This window comes from Streptomyces sp. NBC_01217, assembly GCF_035994185.1.
Taxonomy (GTDB): Bacteria; Actinomycetota; Actinomycetes; order Streptomycetales; family Streptomycetaceae; genus Streptomyces.
The window spans coordinates 6,042,532-6,059,198 of sequence record NZ_CP108538.1; the positions used below are offsets into that span (position 1 = coordinate 6,042,532).

At 69.7% G+C, this 16,667-nt stretch carries 16 protein-coding genes and 1 pseudogene; 7 read left to right on the forward strand and 10 right to left on the reverse strand.

Going from position 1 to position 16,667, the window contains the following annotated elements:
- Positions 1-17 precede the first annotated feature (17 nt).
- Genes OG507_RS27130 through OG507_RS27140 form a run of 3 tightly spaced genes read left to right on the forward strand, consistent with a single transcriptional unit; the run spans position 18 to position 3,382 of the window.
- The gene (locus OG507_RS27130; RefSeq protein ID WP_327369782.1) at positions 18-1,004 is read left to right on the forward strand and encodes a carbohydrate ABC transporter permease; all 987 of its coding nucleotides are present in this window, start codon (positions 18-20) and stop codon (positions 1,002-1,004) included.
- Positions 1,001-1,831, forward strand: a complete 831-nt coding sequence (locus OG507_RS27135) for a carbohydrate ABC transporter permease (protein ID WP_327369783.1) — start codon at positions 1,001-1,003, stop codon at positions 1,829-1,831. The genes OG507_RS27130 and OG507_RS27135 overlap by 4 nt, the downstream gene beginning before the upstream one ends.
- 9 nt (positions 1,832-1,840) lie before the next feature.
- Positions 1,841-3,382 (forward strand): glycoside hydrolase family 3 protein, encoded by a 1,542-nt coding sequence (locus tag OG507_RS27140; protein WP_327369784.1) that lies wholly within the window; start codon positions 1,841-1,843, stop codon positions 3,380-3,382.
- Positions 3,383-3,833: 451 nt separating this feature from the next.
- Here the strand turns inward: OG507_RS27140 and nagB are convergent, their stop codons facing one another.
- Complete coding sequence (gene nagB, locus OG507_RS27145) at positions 3,834-4,619, reverse strand: glucosamine-6-phosphate deaminase (protein ID WP_327369785.1); 786 nt, start codon at positions 4,617-4,619, stop codon at positions 3,834-3,836.
- A gap of 194 nt (positions 4,620-4,813) precedes the next feature.
- Between nagB and OG507_RS27150 the strand changes: the two are divergent.
- Together OG507_RS27150 and OG507_RS27155 are read left to right on the forward strand one after the other, a co-directional pair.
- A pseudogene (locus tag OG507_RS27150) lies at positions 4,814-5,065 on the forward strand (SIS domain-containing protein); the annotation flags it as partial.
- 487 nt (positions 5,066-5,552) lie between these two features.
- On the forward strand, positions 5,553-7,019 hold the full coding sequence (locus OG507_RS27155) for a sensor histidine kinase (protein ID WP_327372105.1): 1,467 nt from the start codon (positions 5,553-5,555) through the stop codon (positions 7,017-7,019).
- Positions 7,020-7,195: 176 nt separating this feature from the next.
- On the opposite strand, the gene OG507_RS27160 is transcribed toward OG507_RS27155, so the two are convergent.
- Complete coding sequence (locus OG507_RS27160) at positions 7,196-7,453, reverse strand: WhiB family transcriptional regulator (RefSeq protein WP_003953983.1); 258 nt, start codon at positions 7,451-7,453, stop codon at positions 7,196-7,198.
- Positions 7,454-7,772: 319 nt separating this feature from the next.
- Positions 7,773-8,741 (reverse strand): diacylglycerol/lipid kinase family protein, encoded by a 969-nt coding sequence (locus OG507_RS27165; protein WP_327369786.1) that lies wholly within the window; start codon positions 8,739-8,741, stop codon positions 7,773-7,775.
- 240 nt (positions 8,742-8,981) lie between these two features.
- Between OG507_RS27165 and OG507_RS27170 the strand changes: the two genes are divergently transcribed.
- The gene (locus tag OG507_RS27170; protein ID WP_327372106.1) at positions 8,982-9,359 is read left to right on the forward strand and encodes a hypothetical protein; all 378 of its coding nucleotides are present in this window, start codon (positions 8,982-8,984) and stop codon (positions 9,357-9,359) included.
- A 188-nt stretch (positions 9,360-9,547) separates the two neighbouring features.
- Here OG507_RS27170 and OG507_RS27175 read toward each other — a convergent pair whose 3' ends face one another.
- The 3 genes from OG507_RS27175 to OG507_RS27185 all read right to left on the reverse strand — a co-directional run bounded on the left by OG507_RS27175 (position 9,548) and on the right by OG507_RS27185 (position 11,403).
- Entirely contained in the window at positions 9,548-10,501 is a 954-nt protein-coding gene (locus OG507_RS27175; RefSeq protein WP_442811021.1) for an RNA polymerase sigma factor SigF, read from the reverse strand.
- On the reverse strand, positions 10,498-10,911 hold the full coding sequence (locus OG507_RS27180) for an anti-sigma regulatory factor (protein WP_073781878.1): 414 nt from the start codon (positions 10,909-10,911) through the stop codon (positions 10,498-10,500). The genes OG507_RS27175 and OG507_RS27180 overlap by 4 nt, the downstream gene beginning before the upstream one ends.
- A 231-nt stretch (positions 10,912-11,142) precedes the next feature.
- Positions 11,143-11,403 (reverse strand): UBP-type zinc finger domain-containing protein, encoded by a 261-nt coding sequence (locus tag OG507_RS27185; RefSeq protein ID WP_327369788.1) that lies wholly within the window; start codon positions 11,401-11,403, stop codon positions 11,143-11,145.
- A 35-nt stretch (positions 11,404-11,438) separates the two neighbouring features.
- Here OG507_RS27185 and OG507_RS27190 point away from each other — a divergent pair, with 35 nt between their 5' ends.
- Complete coding sequence (locus tag OG507_RS27190; protein WP_327369789.1) at positions 11,439-13,043, forward strand: Na+/H+ antiporter; 1,605 nt, start codon at positions 11,439-11,441, stop codon at positions 13,041-13,043.
- 24 nt (positions 13,044-13,067) lie between these two features.
- Here OG507_RS27190 and OG507_RS27195 read toward each other — a convergent pair whose 3' ends face one another.
- The 4 genes from OG507_RS27195 to OG507_RS27210 form a co-directional block, all read right to left on the reverse strand.
- A complete protein-coding gene (locus OG507_RS27195; RefSeq protein WP_327369790.1) occupies positions 13,068-13,961 on the reverse strand; it encodes a 1-aminocyclopropane-1-carboxylate deaminase/D-cysteine desulfhydrase in 894 nt (297 codons plus the stop codon).
- 51 nt (positions 13,962-14,012) lie between these two features.
- The gene (locus OG507_RS27200; RefSeq protein ID WP_327369791.1) at positions 14,013-14,603 is read right to left on the reverse strand and encodes an N-acetylmuramoyl-L-alanine amidase; all 591 of its coding nucleotides are present in this window, start codon (positions 14,601-14,603) and stop codon (positions 14,013-14,015) included.
- A gap of 138 nt (positions 14,604-14,741) precedes the next feature.
- Positions 14,742-15,938, reverse strand: a complete 1,197-nt coding sequence (locus OG507_RS27205) for a globin domain-containing protein (RefSeq protein WP_327369792.1) — start codon at positions 15,936-15,938, stop codon at positions 14,742-14,744.
- A 111-nt stretch (positions 15,939-16,049) separates the two neighbouring features.
- Complete coding sequence (locus tag OG507_RS27210) at positions 16,050-16,499, reverse strand: RrF2 family transcriptional regulator (protein WP_327369793.1); 450 nt, start codon at positions 16,497-16,499, stop codon at positions 16,050-16,052.
- Positions 16,500-16,667: the final 168 nt, after the last annotated feature.

The following is a 16,667-nucleotide window of genomic DNA, read 5'->3' on the forward strand; positions in this document are numbered from 1 at the left end:
AAGAAGAGATGGCGAGCATGTCAGTGCAGACCGAACAAGTGGACTCGGTCCCGGCAGCCGGTGTCCGCAAGGACGCCGCACCTCCCGGCAGTCCAGCCGCCCTGCGAAAGAAGCGGGCCGGTGGCTCGGCCCCGTATCTGCTCCTCCTGCCCGCACTGCTCGCCACGGCGCTGCTGCTGGGCTACCCGCTGGTCAAGAACGGCATGCTGTCGTTCCAGAACCTCAACCCGCGCCAGCTGATCCAGCACCTGACCGAGTGGAACGGCGTCGACAACTACAAGGAAGTCCTGGGCAGTTCGGACTTCTGGAAGGTCGTCGAGCGTTCCATCTTCTTCACCGCCGCCAATGTCGTCCTGATCATGCTGCTCGGGGCCCTGGTCGGTCTGCTGCTCGCCCGCCTGGGCAAGAAGATGCGCCTGCTGCTGATGCTGGGCCTCGTCCTCGCCTGGGCCATGCCGATCATCGCCGCCACCACGGTGTACCAGTGGCTGTTCGCCCAGCGCTTCGGTGTCGTCAACTACGTGCTCGACAGCCTCGGCTGGCACTCGATGGCCGACTACAACTGGACGAGCAGCCAGTTCTCCACCTTCTCGCTGGTCACCCTGGTGATCGTCTGGCAGTCGATCCCGTTCGTGGCGATCAACCTGTACGCCGCGTCGACGACGATCCCCAAGGAGCTGTACGAGGCCGCCTCGCTCGACGGCGCAGGAGCCTGGAAGAGCTTCACCTCCGTGACGCTCCCGTTCCTCAAGCCGTTCCTGCTGGCCACGACGTTCCTCGAAATCATCTGGGTCTTCAAGTCCTTCGCCCAGCTCTTCGCGATCAACGGCGGTGGCCCGGACCGGCTCACCGAGACCCTGCCCGTCTACGCCTTCGTCGAGGGGGTCGGCAACCAGCACTTCGGCATGGGCGCCGCCATCTCGTTCCTGACGATCATCGTCCTGCTGGCGATGACCGCCTACTACCTGCGCACGGTACTGAAGCACGAGGAGGACGAACTGTGAGGCGCTCACTGTTCGGCCGGATCTGGCCCAACGCGACGGCTGTCGTCCTCTTCGTAGGCTTCGCCTTCCCCGTCTACTGGATGTTCAGCACGGCGTTCAAACCGACCGGCGACATCATCACCGACACCCCGGTGTGGTTCCCGACCGAGATCACCTTCGAGCACTTCGAGAAGGCCGTACAGGCGGACCACTTCTGGACCCTGGTCGTCAACTCGCTCACCGTCACCCTGGTCTCCGTGTGTGCCTCGCTGGTGATCGCGCTGCTGGCGTCCTTCGCGATGGCACGCATGCGTTTCAAGGGCCGACGGGGCATCCTGCTGACCTTCATGGTGGCGCAGATGGCGCCCTGGGAAGTCATGGTCATCGCGGTCTACATGCTGGTCCGCGACTCGGACATGCTGAACAGCCTGGTCCCGCTGACGGCCTTCTACATGATGATGGTCCTGCCCTTCACCATCCTGACGCTGCGCGGCTACGTGGCCGCGGTGCCCAAGGAGCTGGAGGAGTCGGCGATGGTGGACGGCTGTACCCGTCCGCAGGCCTTCATGAAGGTGATCCTGCCGCTGCTCGGCCCGGGGCTGATGGCGACCTCGCTCTTCGGCTTCATCACCGCCTGGAACGAATTCCCGCTCGTCCTCATCCTCAACAAGGACATCGAGTCGCAGACCCTGCCGCTCTGGCTCTCCCAGTTCCAGACCGCGTTCGGGGACGACTGGGGAGCGACCATGGCCGCTTCGTCGCTCTTCGCGATCCCGATCCTGGTCCTCTTCGTCTACTTGCAGCGCAAGGCCGTCAGCGGCCTCACCGACGGCGCCGTGAAGGGATAACACCGCTCCATGACCACGCTGATATCCACCACGGACACCGTCACCCGCGACGCCCTCGCCGTCCTGCAGCCCGGATTCACCGGCACCACCGCCCCGGACTGGGTGCTGCGCCGGGTCGACGAAGGCCTCGCCTCCGTCGCCCTGTTCGGCCGCAACATCCAGACGCCCGAGCAGGTCACCGCGCTCACCGCCCAGCTCAGGGCGGAGCGCGAGGACCTCCTCGTCGCGATCGACGAGGAGGGCGGTGACGTCACCCGGCTTGAGGTACGCACCGGCTCCTCCTTCCCCGGCAACCTCGCGCTCGGCCACGTCGACGACGTGGCGCTGACCCGGGCCGTCGCCCAGGAGCTGGGCCGCCGGCTCGCCGAGTGCGGCGTCAACCTCAACTGGGCGCCGTCCGCGGACGTCAACTCCAACCCGGGCAACCCGATCATCGGCGTACGGTCCTTCGGCGCCGACACCCAGCTGGTGGCCCGGCACACCGCCGCGTACATCGAGGGCCTCCAGGCCGCCGGGGTCGCCGCCTGCACCAAGCACTTCCCCGGGCACGGCGACACCGCGATCGACTCGCACCACGCGATGCCGCGCATCGACGTGGACCTGGAGACGCTGCACGCCCGCGAACTGGTGCCCTTCAGGGCCGCCATCGCCGCAGGTTCCAAGTGCGTGATGAGCGCGCACATCCTGCTGCCCGCACTCGACCCGGACCGCCCGGGGACGGTGAGCCCGCAGATTCTCACCGGTCTGCTGCGCGGGGAGCTGGGCTACGACGGCCTGATCGTCACCGACGCCGTGGAGATGCAGGCCATCGCCGGGACGTACGGCATCGAGCGCGGCTCCGTCCTCGCGATCGCCGCGGGGGCCGACGCCCTGTGCGTGGGTGGCGGTCTTGAGGACGACGGTACGGTGCAGCGGCTGCGCGACGCGCTGGTCGCGGCGGTACGCAGCGGTGAACTCTCCGAGGAGCGGCTCGCGGACGCGGCCGCACGGGTGCGCGCCCTAGCGTCCTGGACGCAGGGGGCCAAGGAGACCGGTTCGCAGCCGGGTGCGGCAGCGCAGGAGGGGACCGCGCCCGGCACCGGAATGGGTTCCGACATCGGCCTGGTCGCCGCCCGCCGCGCGGTGAAGGTGACCGGCTCCGCCGAGCCGCTGACCGAACCCGCGTACGTCGCCGCCTTCACCTCCGCGTCGAACATCGCGGTCGGCGACGAGACCCCGTGGGGCGTCGCCGCGGAGCTGGGCCGGCTGCTGCCCGGCACGGAGACCGACACGTACAGCAGCGAGACCGAGGCGCCCGTGGCCGCGGTGCTGGAGGCGGCGGGGGAGCGGCGCATCGTCGTGGTCGTCCGCGACGCCCACCGTCATGCCTGGATGGCCGAAGCCCTCGACGGCCTGGTGGCGGAGCGCCCCGACACGGTCGTGGTCGAGATGGGCGTCCCGCAGGCGGCCCCCCGGGGCGCGCTGCACATCGCCACCCACGGCGCGGCCCGCGTCTGCGGCCTGGCGGCCGCGGAAATCATCACCAAGGGTTCACCCGCCCCCAAGGCCTGACCCCAGGCGTGACGCGGAACGAGGGGGCCACATCACGCCACCCTCACCCCAACGCCCGTCCACCCGGACGGGCGTTGCCCGTTTCCCCCGCCCCAACAAGTCCAGCCCACCCGGCCCCGCCGACTCCAACCCGCCCCGGCAAATCCCAGCCCGTCCGGCGTTTGACGACACCCGTCCATGGCCCGAGGGCCAACTCCAACCCGCTCCGGCAAATCCAAGCCCGTCGGGCGTTTGAGGACACTCGTCCATGGCCCGAGGGCCGACTCCAACCCGCTCCGGCAAAATCAAGCCCGTCCGGCGATTGAGGACAACCCACCCACGGCCCGAGGGCCAAAATCAAGCCTGTCCGGCGATTGAGGACGAATACGTCCGCCGGACGCGCGAGCGGCAACGGCATACGAGAGGGCCGGGGCATCCTCGGATCGCCCCGGCCCTCCCACGTCCGGGACGACTACAGCCCCTGCCACCGCGGCTTCGCCGCATACGTGGCGCGGAAGTAGTCCGCCAGCTTCAGCTTCGACGCCGCGGCCTCGTCCACCACCACCGTCGCATGCGGATGCAGCTGCAGCGCCGACGCGGGCACGATCGAAGCCACCGGCCCTTCCACCGTCTGCGCCACCGCATCCGCCTTGCCCTCGCCGGTGGCGAGCAGGATCGGGTGGCGGGACTCCAGGATCGTGCCGATGCCCTGCGTGATCACATGGTGCGGCACCTGCGTGATGTCGTTGTCGAAGAAGCGCGCGTTGTCGACCCGGGTCTGCTCGGTGAGCGTCTTGATCCGGGTACGGGACGCGAGCGAGGAGCACGGCTCGTTGAAGCCGATGTGCCCGTCGGTGCCGATCCCGAGCAGCTGCAGGTCCACCCCACCGGCCTCGGCGAGCGCCCTGTCGTACGCCTCGCAGGCGGCCTGCACGTCGTCGGCGGAGCCGTCGGGGCCCATGAAGGACGCCTCGGACAGGCCCAGCGGTTCGACCACCTCGCGCAGCACCACGGAGCGGTAGGACTCGGGATGGCCCGCCGGCAGCCCCACGTACTCGTCGAGCTGGCAGATGCGGGCGCGCGAGGCGTCCACGGCGCCGGAGCGGACCTTGGCCGCCAGCGCCTGGTAGATGGGCAGCGGGGTAGAGCCGGTGGCAACGCCGAGAAGGGCGTCGGGCTTGCGGCTCAGGAGGGCGCCGATGGCCTCCGCGATGAGTTCGCCGCCTGCCTTGGCGTCCGGGACGATGACAACTTCCACGCGTGGCCTGCCGATCTGAAGAGTTGAATCATGTGGTATAGACCAATCAAGGTCCAATCTAGCAGAATCCGGTAACGCGGACACGACGGCCGCACCGCCTGGGCCGCGGCCCGCCGACAGGCGCCCGGCACCCCGTGGTCGACTGGTTCGAACGGCGCCGGGAGGCCGGGGGGAGCCGGCGGCCGGGCCGGATCATGTCCGGCGAGACGGCCGAACGGCCCGGAGTGCCGCGCCGCATTCTCGGCCGCGGCGCCCCCGTGATTCGCGAGGATGCCGCCGAGATCGCGGCGAAGAGGCCGCGCTCCGTCCTCCTCGGCGCCCGCGGCACGTCGGGCAACGCCGCGCTCCACGCCAAGTGCCTGCTGGAGATCCGCCCCGGCCTGCCCCGCGGTCTCGCCTCCATGTCCACCACCACGGCGTACGGCGCCGAGCCGGACCCCAGAGAAGGAGGTGCGGCCGACCCTGGAGATCCCGCCGCTGCAGATGCCGGCCTATGAGGTGATGATCGCCCGCGGCCAGGGCCCGGGCGCGCCCCTTGCGCCGGCCCAGGTCACCGAGGCCCGTCGAGTACGGGGAACGGCCCACGGAAACACCCGCGGGCCACGGCGCCGGGACGGGACCCTCAGCCCGTCCGGCACCGCAGCCCGGAGTAAGACCGGCCATCACGGACGGTCTGCTCGGCCGGCGGTGTGCGGTGCCCCCGGCCGGGGAGAGGTGCCTGCGCAGTCAGGGCAGAGAGCGCGGCCACCTCGATCCACTCTCCTGTGCGGGGAGAGTGGAAGCTCTGTATTCAGCATTGTGGACTAGACCATTCGCCTGTGTCCATCCATCGGAGCACCGCAATTTTCCGTGCCTGTGCCCTTACACGTACGGCCGCGTCGTCCGGTTCGGAGCCATCGTCCATCCGCGGGTACGCTCGCACACGTGCCCTCCATGAACGACCTCGTCCGCCAGCACACAGCCCTCGGTGACACCGACCTGGAGTGGCTGCACCTGCTGGTCTCGGAGTGGCAGCTGCTCTCCGACCTGTCCTTCGCCGACCTCGTGCTCTGGGTTCCCACCCGCGACGGCACCCGCTATGTGTCCGTGGCCCAGATGCGGCCGAACACCGGCCCCACCTCCTACCAGGACGACATGGTCGGCCACCTGGTTCCGCGCGGCCGCCGCCCGCTGCTGGACGCGGCGCTCGACGAGGGCCGGATCGTGCGCGAGGGCGACCCGGAGTGGCGCGAAGAGGTTCCCGTACGGGTCGAATCGATCCCCGTACGGCGTGAGGGCCGGGTTCTCGGAGTCATCGCCCGCAACACCAACCTCCTGACCGTCCGTACCCCGTCCCGGCTGGAGCTCACCTACCTCCAGTCGGCCTCCGACCTGGCCCAGATGATCGCCGCCGGGTCCTTCCCGTTCCCCGGCCAGCAGGTCGACATGGACGCGTCGCCGCGCGTCGGCGACGGGCTGATCAGGCTCGACGCCGACGGAGTCGTCCAGTACGCCAGCCCCAACGGCCTCTCCGCCTACCACCGCCTCGGCCTCGCCTCCGACCTGGTCGGCCAGCACCTGGGCGGGATCACCGCCGAACTCGCACCCTCCCGCGGTCCGGTGGACGAGGCCCTGGTCAAACTCGCCAGCGGTTACGCGCCCCGCGAGTTCGAGGTCGAGTGCGCGAGCGGGGTGATCCAGCTCCGGGCGATCCCGCTCAAGCCCAAGGGCGTCAGGATCGGCTCCCTGGTCCTCCTGCGGGACGTCACCGAACTGCGCCGCCGCGAGCGCGAGTTGATCACCAAGGACGCCACCATCCGGGAGATCCACCACCGGGTGAAGAACAACCTCCAGACCGTTGCAGCCCTGTTGCGGCTCCAGGCCCGCCGGATGGACTCCGAGCAGGGCCGCGAGGCGCTCAACGAGGCGGTACGGCGCGTCGGTTCGATCGCCATCGTCCATGAGACGCTGTCTCAGAATCTGGACGAACGGGTGGAGTTCGACGAGATCGCCGACCGGGTCATCGCGATGGTCGCCGAGATCTCCCCGGGCAAGGTCACCTGCCGCCGTACCGGACGCTTCGGCATCCTCGACGCCGAGGTGGCCACACCGCTGTCGATGGTGCTCACCGAGGTCCTGCAGAACGCCCTGGAGCACGCCTTCACCCTCGCCGAGTCCGGCACGGTCGAGGTGTCGGCGGTGCGCGGCGGATCCTCCGCCGGGACGCGGCTGCTGATCACGGTCCAGGATGACGGCTGCGGACTGCCCGAGGGCTTCGACCCGCAGCGCACCGGCAATCTGGGGCTGCAGATCGTGAGGACGCTGGTGGAGGGCGAGTTGGGCGGAACCTTCGGCATGGTCCCGGCCCCCGGACGCGGCACCCAGGTCGTCCTGGACATCCCGGTCCGCGCCGAGAAGTAGCGGCCCCGGCAACCGGTGGACAGGAACACAGCAGTGAGCCCGGACCGTTGATCACGGTCCGGGCTCACTGTTCATGCATGCGCTTCGGGGGTACTGCGCGCTGCGACTCGGGGGGCGGGGTTGTGCGTACGCTCTGTACGCGCCGCCTGGCTGAGGCTCGTAGCGGTGGCGTCGGATCAGGCGCTGGCGTTACGCGCCCGGTTGCGAGCGGCGCGTCGCTTCATAGCGCGGCGCTCGTCCTCGCTGAGGCCACCCCAGACGCCGGAGTCCTGGCCGGACTCGAGCGCCCACTGCAGGCACTGCTCCATGACGGGGCAGCGACGGCAGACGGCCTTGGCTTCCTCGATCTGCAGCAGCGCAGGACCGGTGTTGCCGATGGGGAAGAACAGCTCGGGGTCTTCCTCACGACAAACGGCGTTGTGACGCCAGTCCATGGCTGCTACCTCTCCTTGGTATTACATACTGTTGCTTGTGAATGTGAACGCTTTCACGAATCCCCCCGCAGGTATCGGGCCGACGCCCAGATGAACTGGTTGTGGTCCTGTGAAGTGAGGAGGGGTTCTGGCTCTCAGTGGAGGCCGTTGTTGCGGGCCGTCCCGATCGCCATGTAGAGATTCGCAAACCTCGGCGGCGGATACAACCCCTTCTGGAAAGTTTTTTTTGATTCCTCGGTGTCGACTAGGTCACAGCCGTACTTCTATGGGGTGGAGCCCAGCCCAAACGTTCGAGTTAAAGGACTTTGGTCTCTTCCGCTCACACAATCACACGCAGTGCACGGCGTACGCCTGTGAACGTCACACTTGTACGCACTCCCAGGTGGTCGCCGTCCATCTGGAACGGCAGCGGAACCTTTGAATGCAAGGTGAAGTCCGTGAGGTCATGAAGTGAAACGGCGTGCTTGCCGGACGGGCCCTTCTCCGGGCTCGAAGTGAGCAGCTGGGTGCCGTAGCGGGCGACCGCCGGGGTGGAGAGCCGCTTCAGTCCGAGCACGTCCAGGCCGGTGTCGAAGCTGGCCTTCGGGGACGCGTACATGGGGCGATTCCCCAGGTAGGTCCATGGGGCCGTGTTGGAGATTATGGACAGCGCGAGGTCGGTGACCGGTTCCTGTCCGGGGGTCTCCAGCGTGATCGTCCCGTGCCGCCGGTGCGGCTCCTCCAGGAACTGCCGGACCACCTGGCGTACGTACAGCGCATGTGTCGAGCGTTTGCCGCGTTCGCGTTTCTGTTCGACCCGGCCGACCACGCCCGCGTCGAAGCCGAGTCCGGCGCAGAAAGTGAACCAGCGTTCCGGAACCGATTCGTCCTCGGTGCCGGGGGTGCCGGCCGCCAGTCCGAGACCGACCGTGCGTTCGGTGCGGTTGGCGAGCGCGTCCAGGATCGCGCCGGTCGCCTCTACCGCGTCGTTGGGCAGGCCCAGGGCGCGCGCGAACACATTGGTGGAGCCACCGGGAACCACCGCGAGGCTCGGCAGGCTGTTCAGGTCGGGGCCGTTGTGCAGCAGTCCGTTGACGACCTCGTTGACCGTGCCGTCGCCGCCCAGGGCCACCACCAGGTCGATCTCCCCGGAGTCCGCCGCCCGCCGCCCCAGGTCCCGGGCGTGGCCGCGGTACTCCGTGGTCACGGCCTCCAGCTTCATCTCGCTGGCCAGTGCGTGGATGAGCACGTCACGCGTCCGCGCACTGGTGGTGGTAGCAGCTGGATTGACCACAAGAAGTGCGCGCATGACCGCCAGACTACCTACCGCGCGGTATCGCTCAGAAGCCCTGCCCCATGACCTTCACGCTCGGTGACGGCCCGGGCGCGGCCGGGCGGGGCGGCCGCCACGCCCCGGTGGCATCCCGACCCCGGCTTCGCTTTCGCGGGGCCGGGATGTCAGTCTGCAAGGGTGAGTACTCAGCAGAACACGCCCTCCTCGTCGCCTTCGCCGTCGGTCGAACCGCGCAAGCCGAGCAGGATCACGCTCGTGGCCGGACTCACCGCCCTGGAAGGGGTGGCGCTCGTCGTCGGCGGGATCTACATGCTGGTGATGGGGCTGCTCGGGCAGCCCGAGAGCCCGCAGCAGGCGGAGATGGGCGGCCTGACGCTGATCGCGCTGGGCCTGATCCCGCTGATCGCCGCGCGCGGGCTGCTGCGGCGGCGCAGCTGGAGCCGCGGGCCCGCGCTCATCACGCAGATCATCGCGCTCCCGGTGGCCTGGACGCTGCTGAGGTCCCACGGCGTGCTGATCCCGGCCGGGATCGTGCTCGCCGCGGTGGTCCTGACGGCGCTCTACCAGCTGGTCAGGCCGACGACGGTCGAGGCGCTCGGTATCCGCCGGCCTGGCACCACGCCCGACGCCTGAGCCGGATGTCCGGGTGACGCGGCCTCGGGTGATGCGGTCTCGGGGCCGTTGACCGCCGGGCGGGGAGCGGCGCGACAGCAGCCCGCACCCGAGCCGGCTGCCCCGGGCGCGGGGCACGGCCGGTTCTGCCGCCCCGCCCCGCGCCCGTACCGGCACCGGTCCTTCGCGCTGCTGCCCGCTGTTCCCCGCTACTCCTCGACGAGCAGGCGCTCGCGCAGCTGTGCCAGGGTGCGGGCCAGCAGCCGCGACACATGCATCTGCGAGATGCCGACCTCCTGCGCGATCTGCGACTGGGTCATGTTGCCGAAGAAACGAAGCAGCAGAATCCGCTTCTCCCGCGGCGGCAGGTCCTCCAGCAGTGGCTTGAGCGACTCCCGGTACTCGACGCCCTCCAGCGCCTCGTCCTCGGAACCCAGCGTGTCCGCGACCGCCGGGGACTCGTCGTCCGTGTCCGGCACGTCCAGCGAGAGCGTGCTGTACGCATTGGCCGATTCCAGGCCCTCCAGGACCTCTTCCTCGGAGATGCCGAGCCGCTCCGCCAGTTCGTGCACCGTCGGCGAGCGGCCGTGCTGCTGGGAGAGTTCGGCGGTGGCCGTGGTGAGCGAGAGCCGCAGCTCCTGGAGCCGGCGCGGCACCCGGACCGCCCAGCCCTTGTCACGGAAGTGACGCTTGATCTCGCCGACGACCGTGGGGGTCGCGTACGTTGAGAACTCGACGCCGCGGTCCGGGTCGAACCGGTCCACCGACTTGATCAGACCGATCGTGGCGACCTGGGTCAGATCGTCCAGCGGCTCGCCGCGGTTGCGGAACCGGCGGGCCAGATGCTCCACGAGCGGCAGATGCATCCGCACCAGCTGATTGCGCAGCTCCGCCTTCTCGGGCGACCCGTCGGGAAGCTTGCGCAGTTCGATGAACAGCGCCCGCGCCCCGCTGCGGCCGTGTGGATCGTGGTGCCCGTGCTCGCTCATCTGGCCTGCCCGCTCCGCCTGCGACTGCTCCACCGCGACCGTACGGCCCGCAGGCCCTTCCACCCCGTCCTCCGGATGGGGCAGGGCCTGCTGTTCCGGGATGCCTGCTGCGCGCACCACCCCTGGTCGCATCGTTTCGTCCCGCACAGGACCGTCCCCGTTCCCGTTGCTCACGCCGGCCCGGGTCCCGCGCCGCGCTGTTTGTAGAGGCTGATGCTGACCGTACGGTCGTCGGCGACCGAGGAGTCGACCTTTCCGGCCAGTGCGGAGAGCACCGTCCAGGCGAAGGTGTCCCGCTCGGGCGCCCGGCCGTCCGTCGTCGGGGCCGACACCGTCACCTCCAGAGAATCCTCGATGAGCCGGAAGACGCAGCTGAGGACGGAGCCCGGCACGGCCTGCTGGAGCAGGATCGCGCAGGCCTCGTCGACCGCGATGCGAAGATCCTCGATCTCGTCGAGGGTGAAGTCCAAGCGCGCTGCGAGACCGGCCGTTGCCGTACGCAGCACCGACAGGTAGGCACCCGCAGCGGGCAGCCGGACCTCTACGAAGTCCTGATTCCCGGGCTCGCCTGCGATCTGGGACACCCTCACCTCCAAGGTGGCACAAACTCTTTCGAGGATCCGGGAAGGGTGCCCCGGAGCCATGCGGTACGTCTTCGGTTCTGGTCCGGCGACGCTATCGCGATACATGATGCCGTGTCGCCGAACCCCCAGCCCATGACTGTCACTCATGGTAAGCCCATGAGTACACACAGTGGGTAGAGGTCTGCGGCGGTCAATTACGAACAACCGGCGCCGGTTTGACGTACCCAGGCGTCAGACGATCGAACCGTGCTCGAAGCACCAGCGCCAGTTTTCGCCCGCCTCGAAGCTCCGCATCACCGGATGACCGGTCTCCTTGAAATGCCCGGTGGCGTGTTGCAGCGGCGACGAATCGCAGCAGCCGACATGGCCGCAGAGCAGACAGAGCCGTAGCTGCACGGGGTGGGTGCCCGCCTCCAGGCAGCCGAGACAGGTCGCGCTGAGCGGGGCCGGCTCGGGGCGCGGCAGTTCGGGCACGTGCGGGCATTCACTCATGATTGTCAGGTTACGACGGATGCGAGGACCGTGAAATGGATGCATTGCCGCTGGTGGCGCTGGTCGCGGTCAGCGCGGCCGTCGCGGGGGCCGCTCGCCGCACCCCCGTGCCGCCCCCACTGCTGTTGGTCGCGGCGGGGCTGATCGCCTCGTATCTGCCCGGGGTGCCGACGTACACCCTGGACGCGCACGTGGTGCTGCCCCTGCTGCTGCCGCCCTTGCTCTACACGGCGGCCGTCGACAGCTCGTACCTCGATCTGCGCGCCAATATCCGGCCGGTCGCGCTGCTCTCCGTGGGTTACGTCCTGTTCGCGACCTTCGCGGTCGGCTGGCTGGCGTACCGTCTCGTGCCCGACCTGCCGCTCACCGCCGCGCTGGTGCTCGGTGCGGTCGTCGCCCCGCCGGACGCCGTCACCGCCGCCGCGATCGCCCGCCGGGTGGGGCTGCCCGGCCGGGTCACGACGATCCTGCAGGGTGAGTCCCTGGTGAACGACGCCACCGCGATCACGGCCTACAAGGTGGCGCTCGCCGCCGCCGTCGGCGAGGGCATGAGCTGGGGCGCCGGGATCGGCGAATTCCTTCTCGCCGCGGTCGGCGGCGTCGTGGTCGGCCTGGCGCTGATGGTGCCGCTGCACTGGCTCCGTACCCACCTCAAGGAAGCGCTGCTGCAGAACACCCTGTCGCTGCTGATCCCCTTCGTGGCGTACGCGGCGGCCGAACGCGTGCACGCCTCCGGGGTGCTCGCCGTGGTCGTCGTCGCGCTCTATCTGGGCCACCGGTCCTGGCAGGTCGACTTCGCGACCCGGCTCCAGGAGGCGGCCGTCTGGAAGATGGTCGCGTTCATCCTGGAGTCCGCGGTCTTCGCGCTGATCGGGCTGCAGCTGCCCTTCGTACTGAAGGGGCTCGGTATGTACGCCGTGGCGGACGCCCTCTGGTACGCGGTGGGCGTGTTCCTCGCCGTCGTCGTGGTCCGCTTCATCTGGGTCTACCCGTCGACATACGTGCCCAGATGGCTGTCGAAACGGATCAGGGAACGCGAGCCCGAGACCAACTGGACGGCTCCGCTGATCGTCGGCTGGGCCGGGATGCGCGGGGTCGTCTCGCTCGCCATCGCCTTCTCCATCCCGGTGCTCACGACCGACGGGCAGGCCTTCCCGGCCCGCAACCTGGTGCTGTTTTTGACCTTCACCACCGTCATCGGCACCCTCGTCATCCAGGGCCTCAGCCTGCCGATGCTGGTACGCGTCCTGAAGCTGCCGGGGCGCGACGCGACCGCGGAGACCCTGGCCGAGGCGCAGGCGCAGAGCGAGGCGTCCACGGCCGCCGAGACGCGCCTTGAGGAGCTGCTCACCGATCGGCGCAACTCCCTGCCCGGACCGCTCACCGACCGGCTGCGCACGGTCCTGGAGCGCCGCCGCAACGCCGTGTGGGAGCGGCTGGGCGCGGCCAATCCGGTGACCGGGGAGTCGGCGGACGACACCTACCGCCGTCTGGCCAGGGAGATGATCGACGCCGAGCGCGAGGTCTTCGTACGGCTGCGAAACGAGCGGCAGATCGACGACGAGATGCTCAGGACCCTGCTCAGACGGCTCGACCTGGAGGAGGCGGCGGCCTACCGGGAGGAGTCGGACGCTCCCTGAAGGAGACGGCCCTGAGGGCAGGTCCTATGGGCGGCCCGTGACCACGGCCGCGACCGTGGTTCCCGCAGGGAACGCACCTTCCTCCGCCAGCGCCGTGAGCGCGTACAGCAGCTTGGCGACATAGAGCCGCTCGACGGGCAGCCCGTGCCGCTGCTCGAAGTCGTCGGCGAAGGTGTGCAGCTGCGGGGTCGTACGGGCGTAGCCGCCGAAGTGGAAGCGCTCGTCCAGGGACCACGACCCGGCGGGCCCGCCGAACGCCTCCTGCTGCAGTTCCCGTACCGCGTCGCCGAGGAAGCCGCCTCGCAGCACCGGGATGCCGAGGGCGCGCTGCCCCGGTGCGAGACCGGCGGCCAGGCCGGCGAGAGTGCCGCCGGTACCGCAGGCCACCGCGACCACATCGGCCGGACCGCGCAGCTCGCGGCCGAGCTCCGTACAGCCCTGTGCGGCCAGGGCGTTGCTGCCGCCCTCCGGGATGACACAGCACTCCCCGAAGGCGCTTCGCAGCCCCGCCAGGACCTCTGGACGGGCCTTCGCGCGGTACGTCGTGCGGTCCACGAAGTGCAGAGTCATCCCGTCGGCGGCACACCGGGCGAGCGAGGGGTTGAGGGGGCGCCCGGCCAGTTCGTCACCGCGTACGACGCCGATGGTGGGGAAACCGAGCAGCCGCCCGGCGGCGGCGGTGGCCCGCAGATGGTTGGAGTACGCACCGCCGAAGGTCAGCACGGGCCGCCCGGCGGCGGCCCGCAGGTTGGGGGCGAGTTTGCGCCATTTGTTGCCCGGAAGCTCGGGGTGGATCAGATCGTCGCGCTTGAGCAGCAGCCGCACGCCGTGGCGCGCGAAGCGCTCGTCCTCGGCCGGTTGCAGGGGTGAGGGGAGCACCGGCTGCAGCCGGGAGAGGTCGAGCGCTTCAAAGGACATGCCGCAATTGTCGCCGTCCCTTGTGCTGCTCTGCTGTGCGGGTGCGGCTGGTCACTTCAGGCGTTCGTGGATACGGGCCCGCATGGAGTCCATCGTGAAGCCGCGGGGATCGATCTTGCCGGGCTGCCACTCCTTGTGGCCGATCACCGAGCGGGACGTCCAGCCGTGGTGACGGCAGACCGCGGCGGCGGCCTTCTCGATGGCTTCCAACTGGACGGCGGGCCAGGGGTCCTCGCCGTCGCCCAGGTTCTCGCACTCGAAGCCGTAGAAGTGCCGGTTCCCGTCGGTGTTGGCCTCGTTGTCGGTCGGGAGGCGCTTCTCGGCGATGACGGCGCGCAGTACCTCGTCATCGCCGAGTCCGGCGTGGTTGGCCCGGCCGTAGCCGACCAGGTGGACCCGGCCGTCCTTGGTGATCACGCCATGGCACAGCGGGCCGGGCAGCTCCGGGTAGCCGTCGCGGCAGATGCGGACGGTGGTGGCGGTGCCCCTGCTGACCGTGTGGTGGATCATCACGCCGTTGACCGGGCCCCAGGGGCCCTTGTGGTTGCGGTTGTGGGTACGCCAGTCGCCGACCTGGACGACGGTGAGCCCTTCGTTCTTCAGGGCCTTGAGAAAGGTGCTCGCGGACATGGGCGGGGACATGGCCGACTCCTTTTGCGCGTGGGGGGACCGGGCCTTCATCCGCTTGTACCGGAACGTCGGTCTCCGGGCCATACCCGGCGCGGTTGTTCGGGCCGTGTGCGATGCGATCCGGTCAATTCCACGAGCAGGGGGCCGGGTTCAGTCCTGGGCGAGCCACAGATCGGGGCCGAACACCTCGTAGTGGATGTCGGCCGCGGGAAGGCCCTTGGCCAGCAACTGGGTGCGTACGGTGCGCATGAAGGGCAGCGGTCCGCAGAGGTAGGCGTGGGTGCCGGAGGCGACGGCGAGGCCGCTCAGATCGACCAGGCCGGTGCGGTCGGAGGGGTGGCCGGGCTCCGGGTCCTCGTACCAGAAGTGGGCGGAGGCGTCGGGGAGTTTGCCGGTGAGCAGGGCGTGGTCGGTGCGCATCGCGTGGTCGGCGGGGGAGCGGTCGCCGTGCACGACGGTGACCGGGGCGCGGTGGCCGGTGGCCGCGAGGTGGTCCAGCATCGAGAGCATCGGGGTGCAGCCGATGCCCGCGGAGGCGAGCAGGAGCGGGGCGTCGGCGGAGTCGAGCACGAGGTCGCCGTACGGGGCGGAGACCCGCAACCGGTCGCCGACGCCGACCTCGGCGTGCAGATGACGGGAGACCTCGCCGTCGGGCGAGCCGCCGCCGCGCACCCGCTTGACGGTGATCGAGCGCAGCGGCGAACCGGGGGCGCTGGAGAGGCTGTACTGGCGTATCTGGCGGGCCCCGTCGGGGAGTTCCACCTGTACGGAGACGTACTGCCCGGGGCGGAAGGCGGGGGCGGGGGAGCCGTCGGCAGGGCGGAGCTGGAAGGTGGCGACATCCGCCGTCTCCTCGATCCGGGTGGTCACCTCCCACTCGCGCCACACGTCACCGGCGACGACGCCCTGCTGTGCGTACAGCCGCTCCTCGATCGAGATCAGGGCGCCCGCCATCAGCCAGTAGACCTCGTCCCAGGCGGCGGCGACCTCGGGGGTGACCGCGTCGCCGAGCACCTCGGCGACGGCGGCGAGCAGATGGGTGTGCACGCTGTCGTACTGCGCGGCGGTGATGCCGAGCGAGGCGTGCTTGTGCGCGATCCGGCTGAGCATCACGTCGGGGCGGGTGTCCGGGTGCTCGACCAGCTGGGTCGCGAAGGCGGCGATGGAGCCCGCGAGGGCCTGGCGCTGGGCGCCGGACGCCTGGTTGCCGCGGTTGAAGAGGTTGCGCAGCAGCTCGGGGTGGGCGTCGAAGAGCTTGCGGTAGAAGAGATCGGCGATGTCTCCGATGGCCGCTCCCACGGCGGGAAGCGTGGCACGGACGGTGGCGGTGGACGTCTCGGAGAGCATCGGTGACTCCTGTGTCTCGTGTGGGACTGAATTGGTATCTGAGATGCGTATTTTTGGGCAGTGTGAAACCGGGCGATGGTGCCCGTGGTGAGGGGTGCGGGCCGGAGCGGCTCAGTCGGCGGCCGGGCGGCCGCTGCTGATGCCGATCAGTACTGGTCCGGTGGGGGAGGCGACGAGTTCGGAGACGGTGATCGGATCGAGCGAGGCGTAGAAGGCCTCCTCCGCCTGGCGCAGGGCGCCGCGCAGCCGGCAGGCCGAGCGCAGGGGGCAGGGGGTGGCGCCCTCGCACTCGACGACGTCGCCGGGCTCCTCCAGCTCCCGTACGAGCCGGCCGACCGAGGCGGACCGGCCCGCTCCGGTGAGGCTGAGCCCGCCGCCGCGGCCCCGGCGCGCCTCGATGAGGCCGAGGTGCTGGAGCCTGGCGACCACCTTCGCGGCGTGCGTGTACGGCACCTGCATGGTCGCCGCCACCTCCCGGGTGGTCGGCGGGTCCTCGTTCTCCACGACGGCGAGGCGCATCAGTACGCGCAGCGCCACGTCGGTGAATCTCGTCAGCCGCATGACGGCCACATTAGATAAGTTGCATCGAAGATGCAAATTTAAGGGACCGATGGGCATCGCGGAGCGTTGTGCCCAGCCCAAAGCCCGATTAGTCACACTCTTTTGTGTAATGGCGCGCCGACTCTCCGTGCTGAAAGGCTTCTTCTCGCAGGTCAGCCGATGATCGAG

Bases quoted from the DNA above. Each gene is read 5' to 3' on its own strand.
- OG507_RS27185 (WP_327369788.1), bottom strand. From the start codon at position 11,403: ATGAGTGAATGCCCGCACGTGCCCGAACTGCCGCGCCCCGAGCCGGCC.
- OG507_RS27160 (WP_003953983.1), bottom strand. From the start codon at position 7,453: ATGGACTGGCGTCACAACGCCGTTTGTCGTGAGGAAGACCCCGAGCTG.
- OG507_RS27130 (WP_327369782.1), top strand. From the start codon at position 18: ATGTCAGTGCAGACCGAACAAGTGGACTCGGTCCCGGCAGCCGGTGTC.
- OG507_RS27155 (WP_327372105.1), top strand. From the start codon at position 5,553: ATGAACGACCTCGTCCGCCAGCACACAGCCCTCGGTGACACCGACCTG.
- OG507_RS27200 (WP_327369791.1), bottom strand. From the start codon at position 14,603: ATGTCCCCGCCCATGTCCGCGAGCACCTTTCTCAAGGCCCTGAAGAAC.
- OG507_RS27195 (WP_327369790.1), bottom strand. From the start codon at position 13,961: ATGTCCTTTGAAGCGCTCGACCTCTCCCGGCTGCAGCCGGTGCTCCCC.
- OG507_RS27205 (WP_327369792.1), bottom strand. From the start codon at position 15,938: ATGCTCTCCGAGACGTCCACCGCCACCGTCCGTGCCACGCTTCCCGCC.
- OG507_RS27165 (WP_327369786.1), bottom strand. From the start codon at position 8,741: ATGCGCGCACTTCTTGTGGTCAATCCAGCTGCTACCACCACCAGTGCG.
- OG507_RS27210 (WP_327369793.1), bottom strand. From the start codon at position 16,499: ATGCGGCTGACGAGATTCACCGACGTGGCGCTGCGCGTACTGATGCGC.
- OG507_RS27190 (WP_327369789.1), top strand. From the start codon at position 11,439: ATGGATGCATTGCCGCTGGTGGCGCTGGTCGCGGTCAGCGCGGCCGTC.
- OG507_RS27140 (WP_327369784.1), top strand. From the start codon at position 1,841: ATGACCACGCTGATATCCACCACGGACACCGTCACCCGCGACGCCCTC.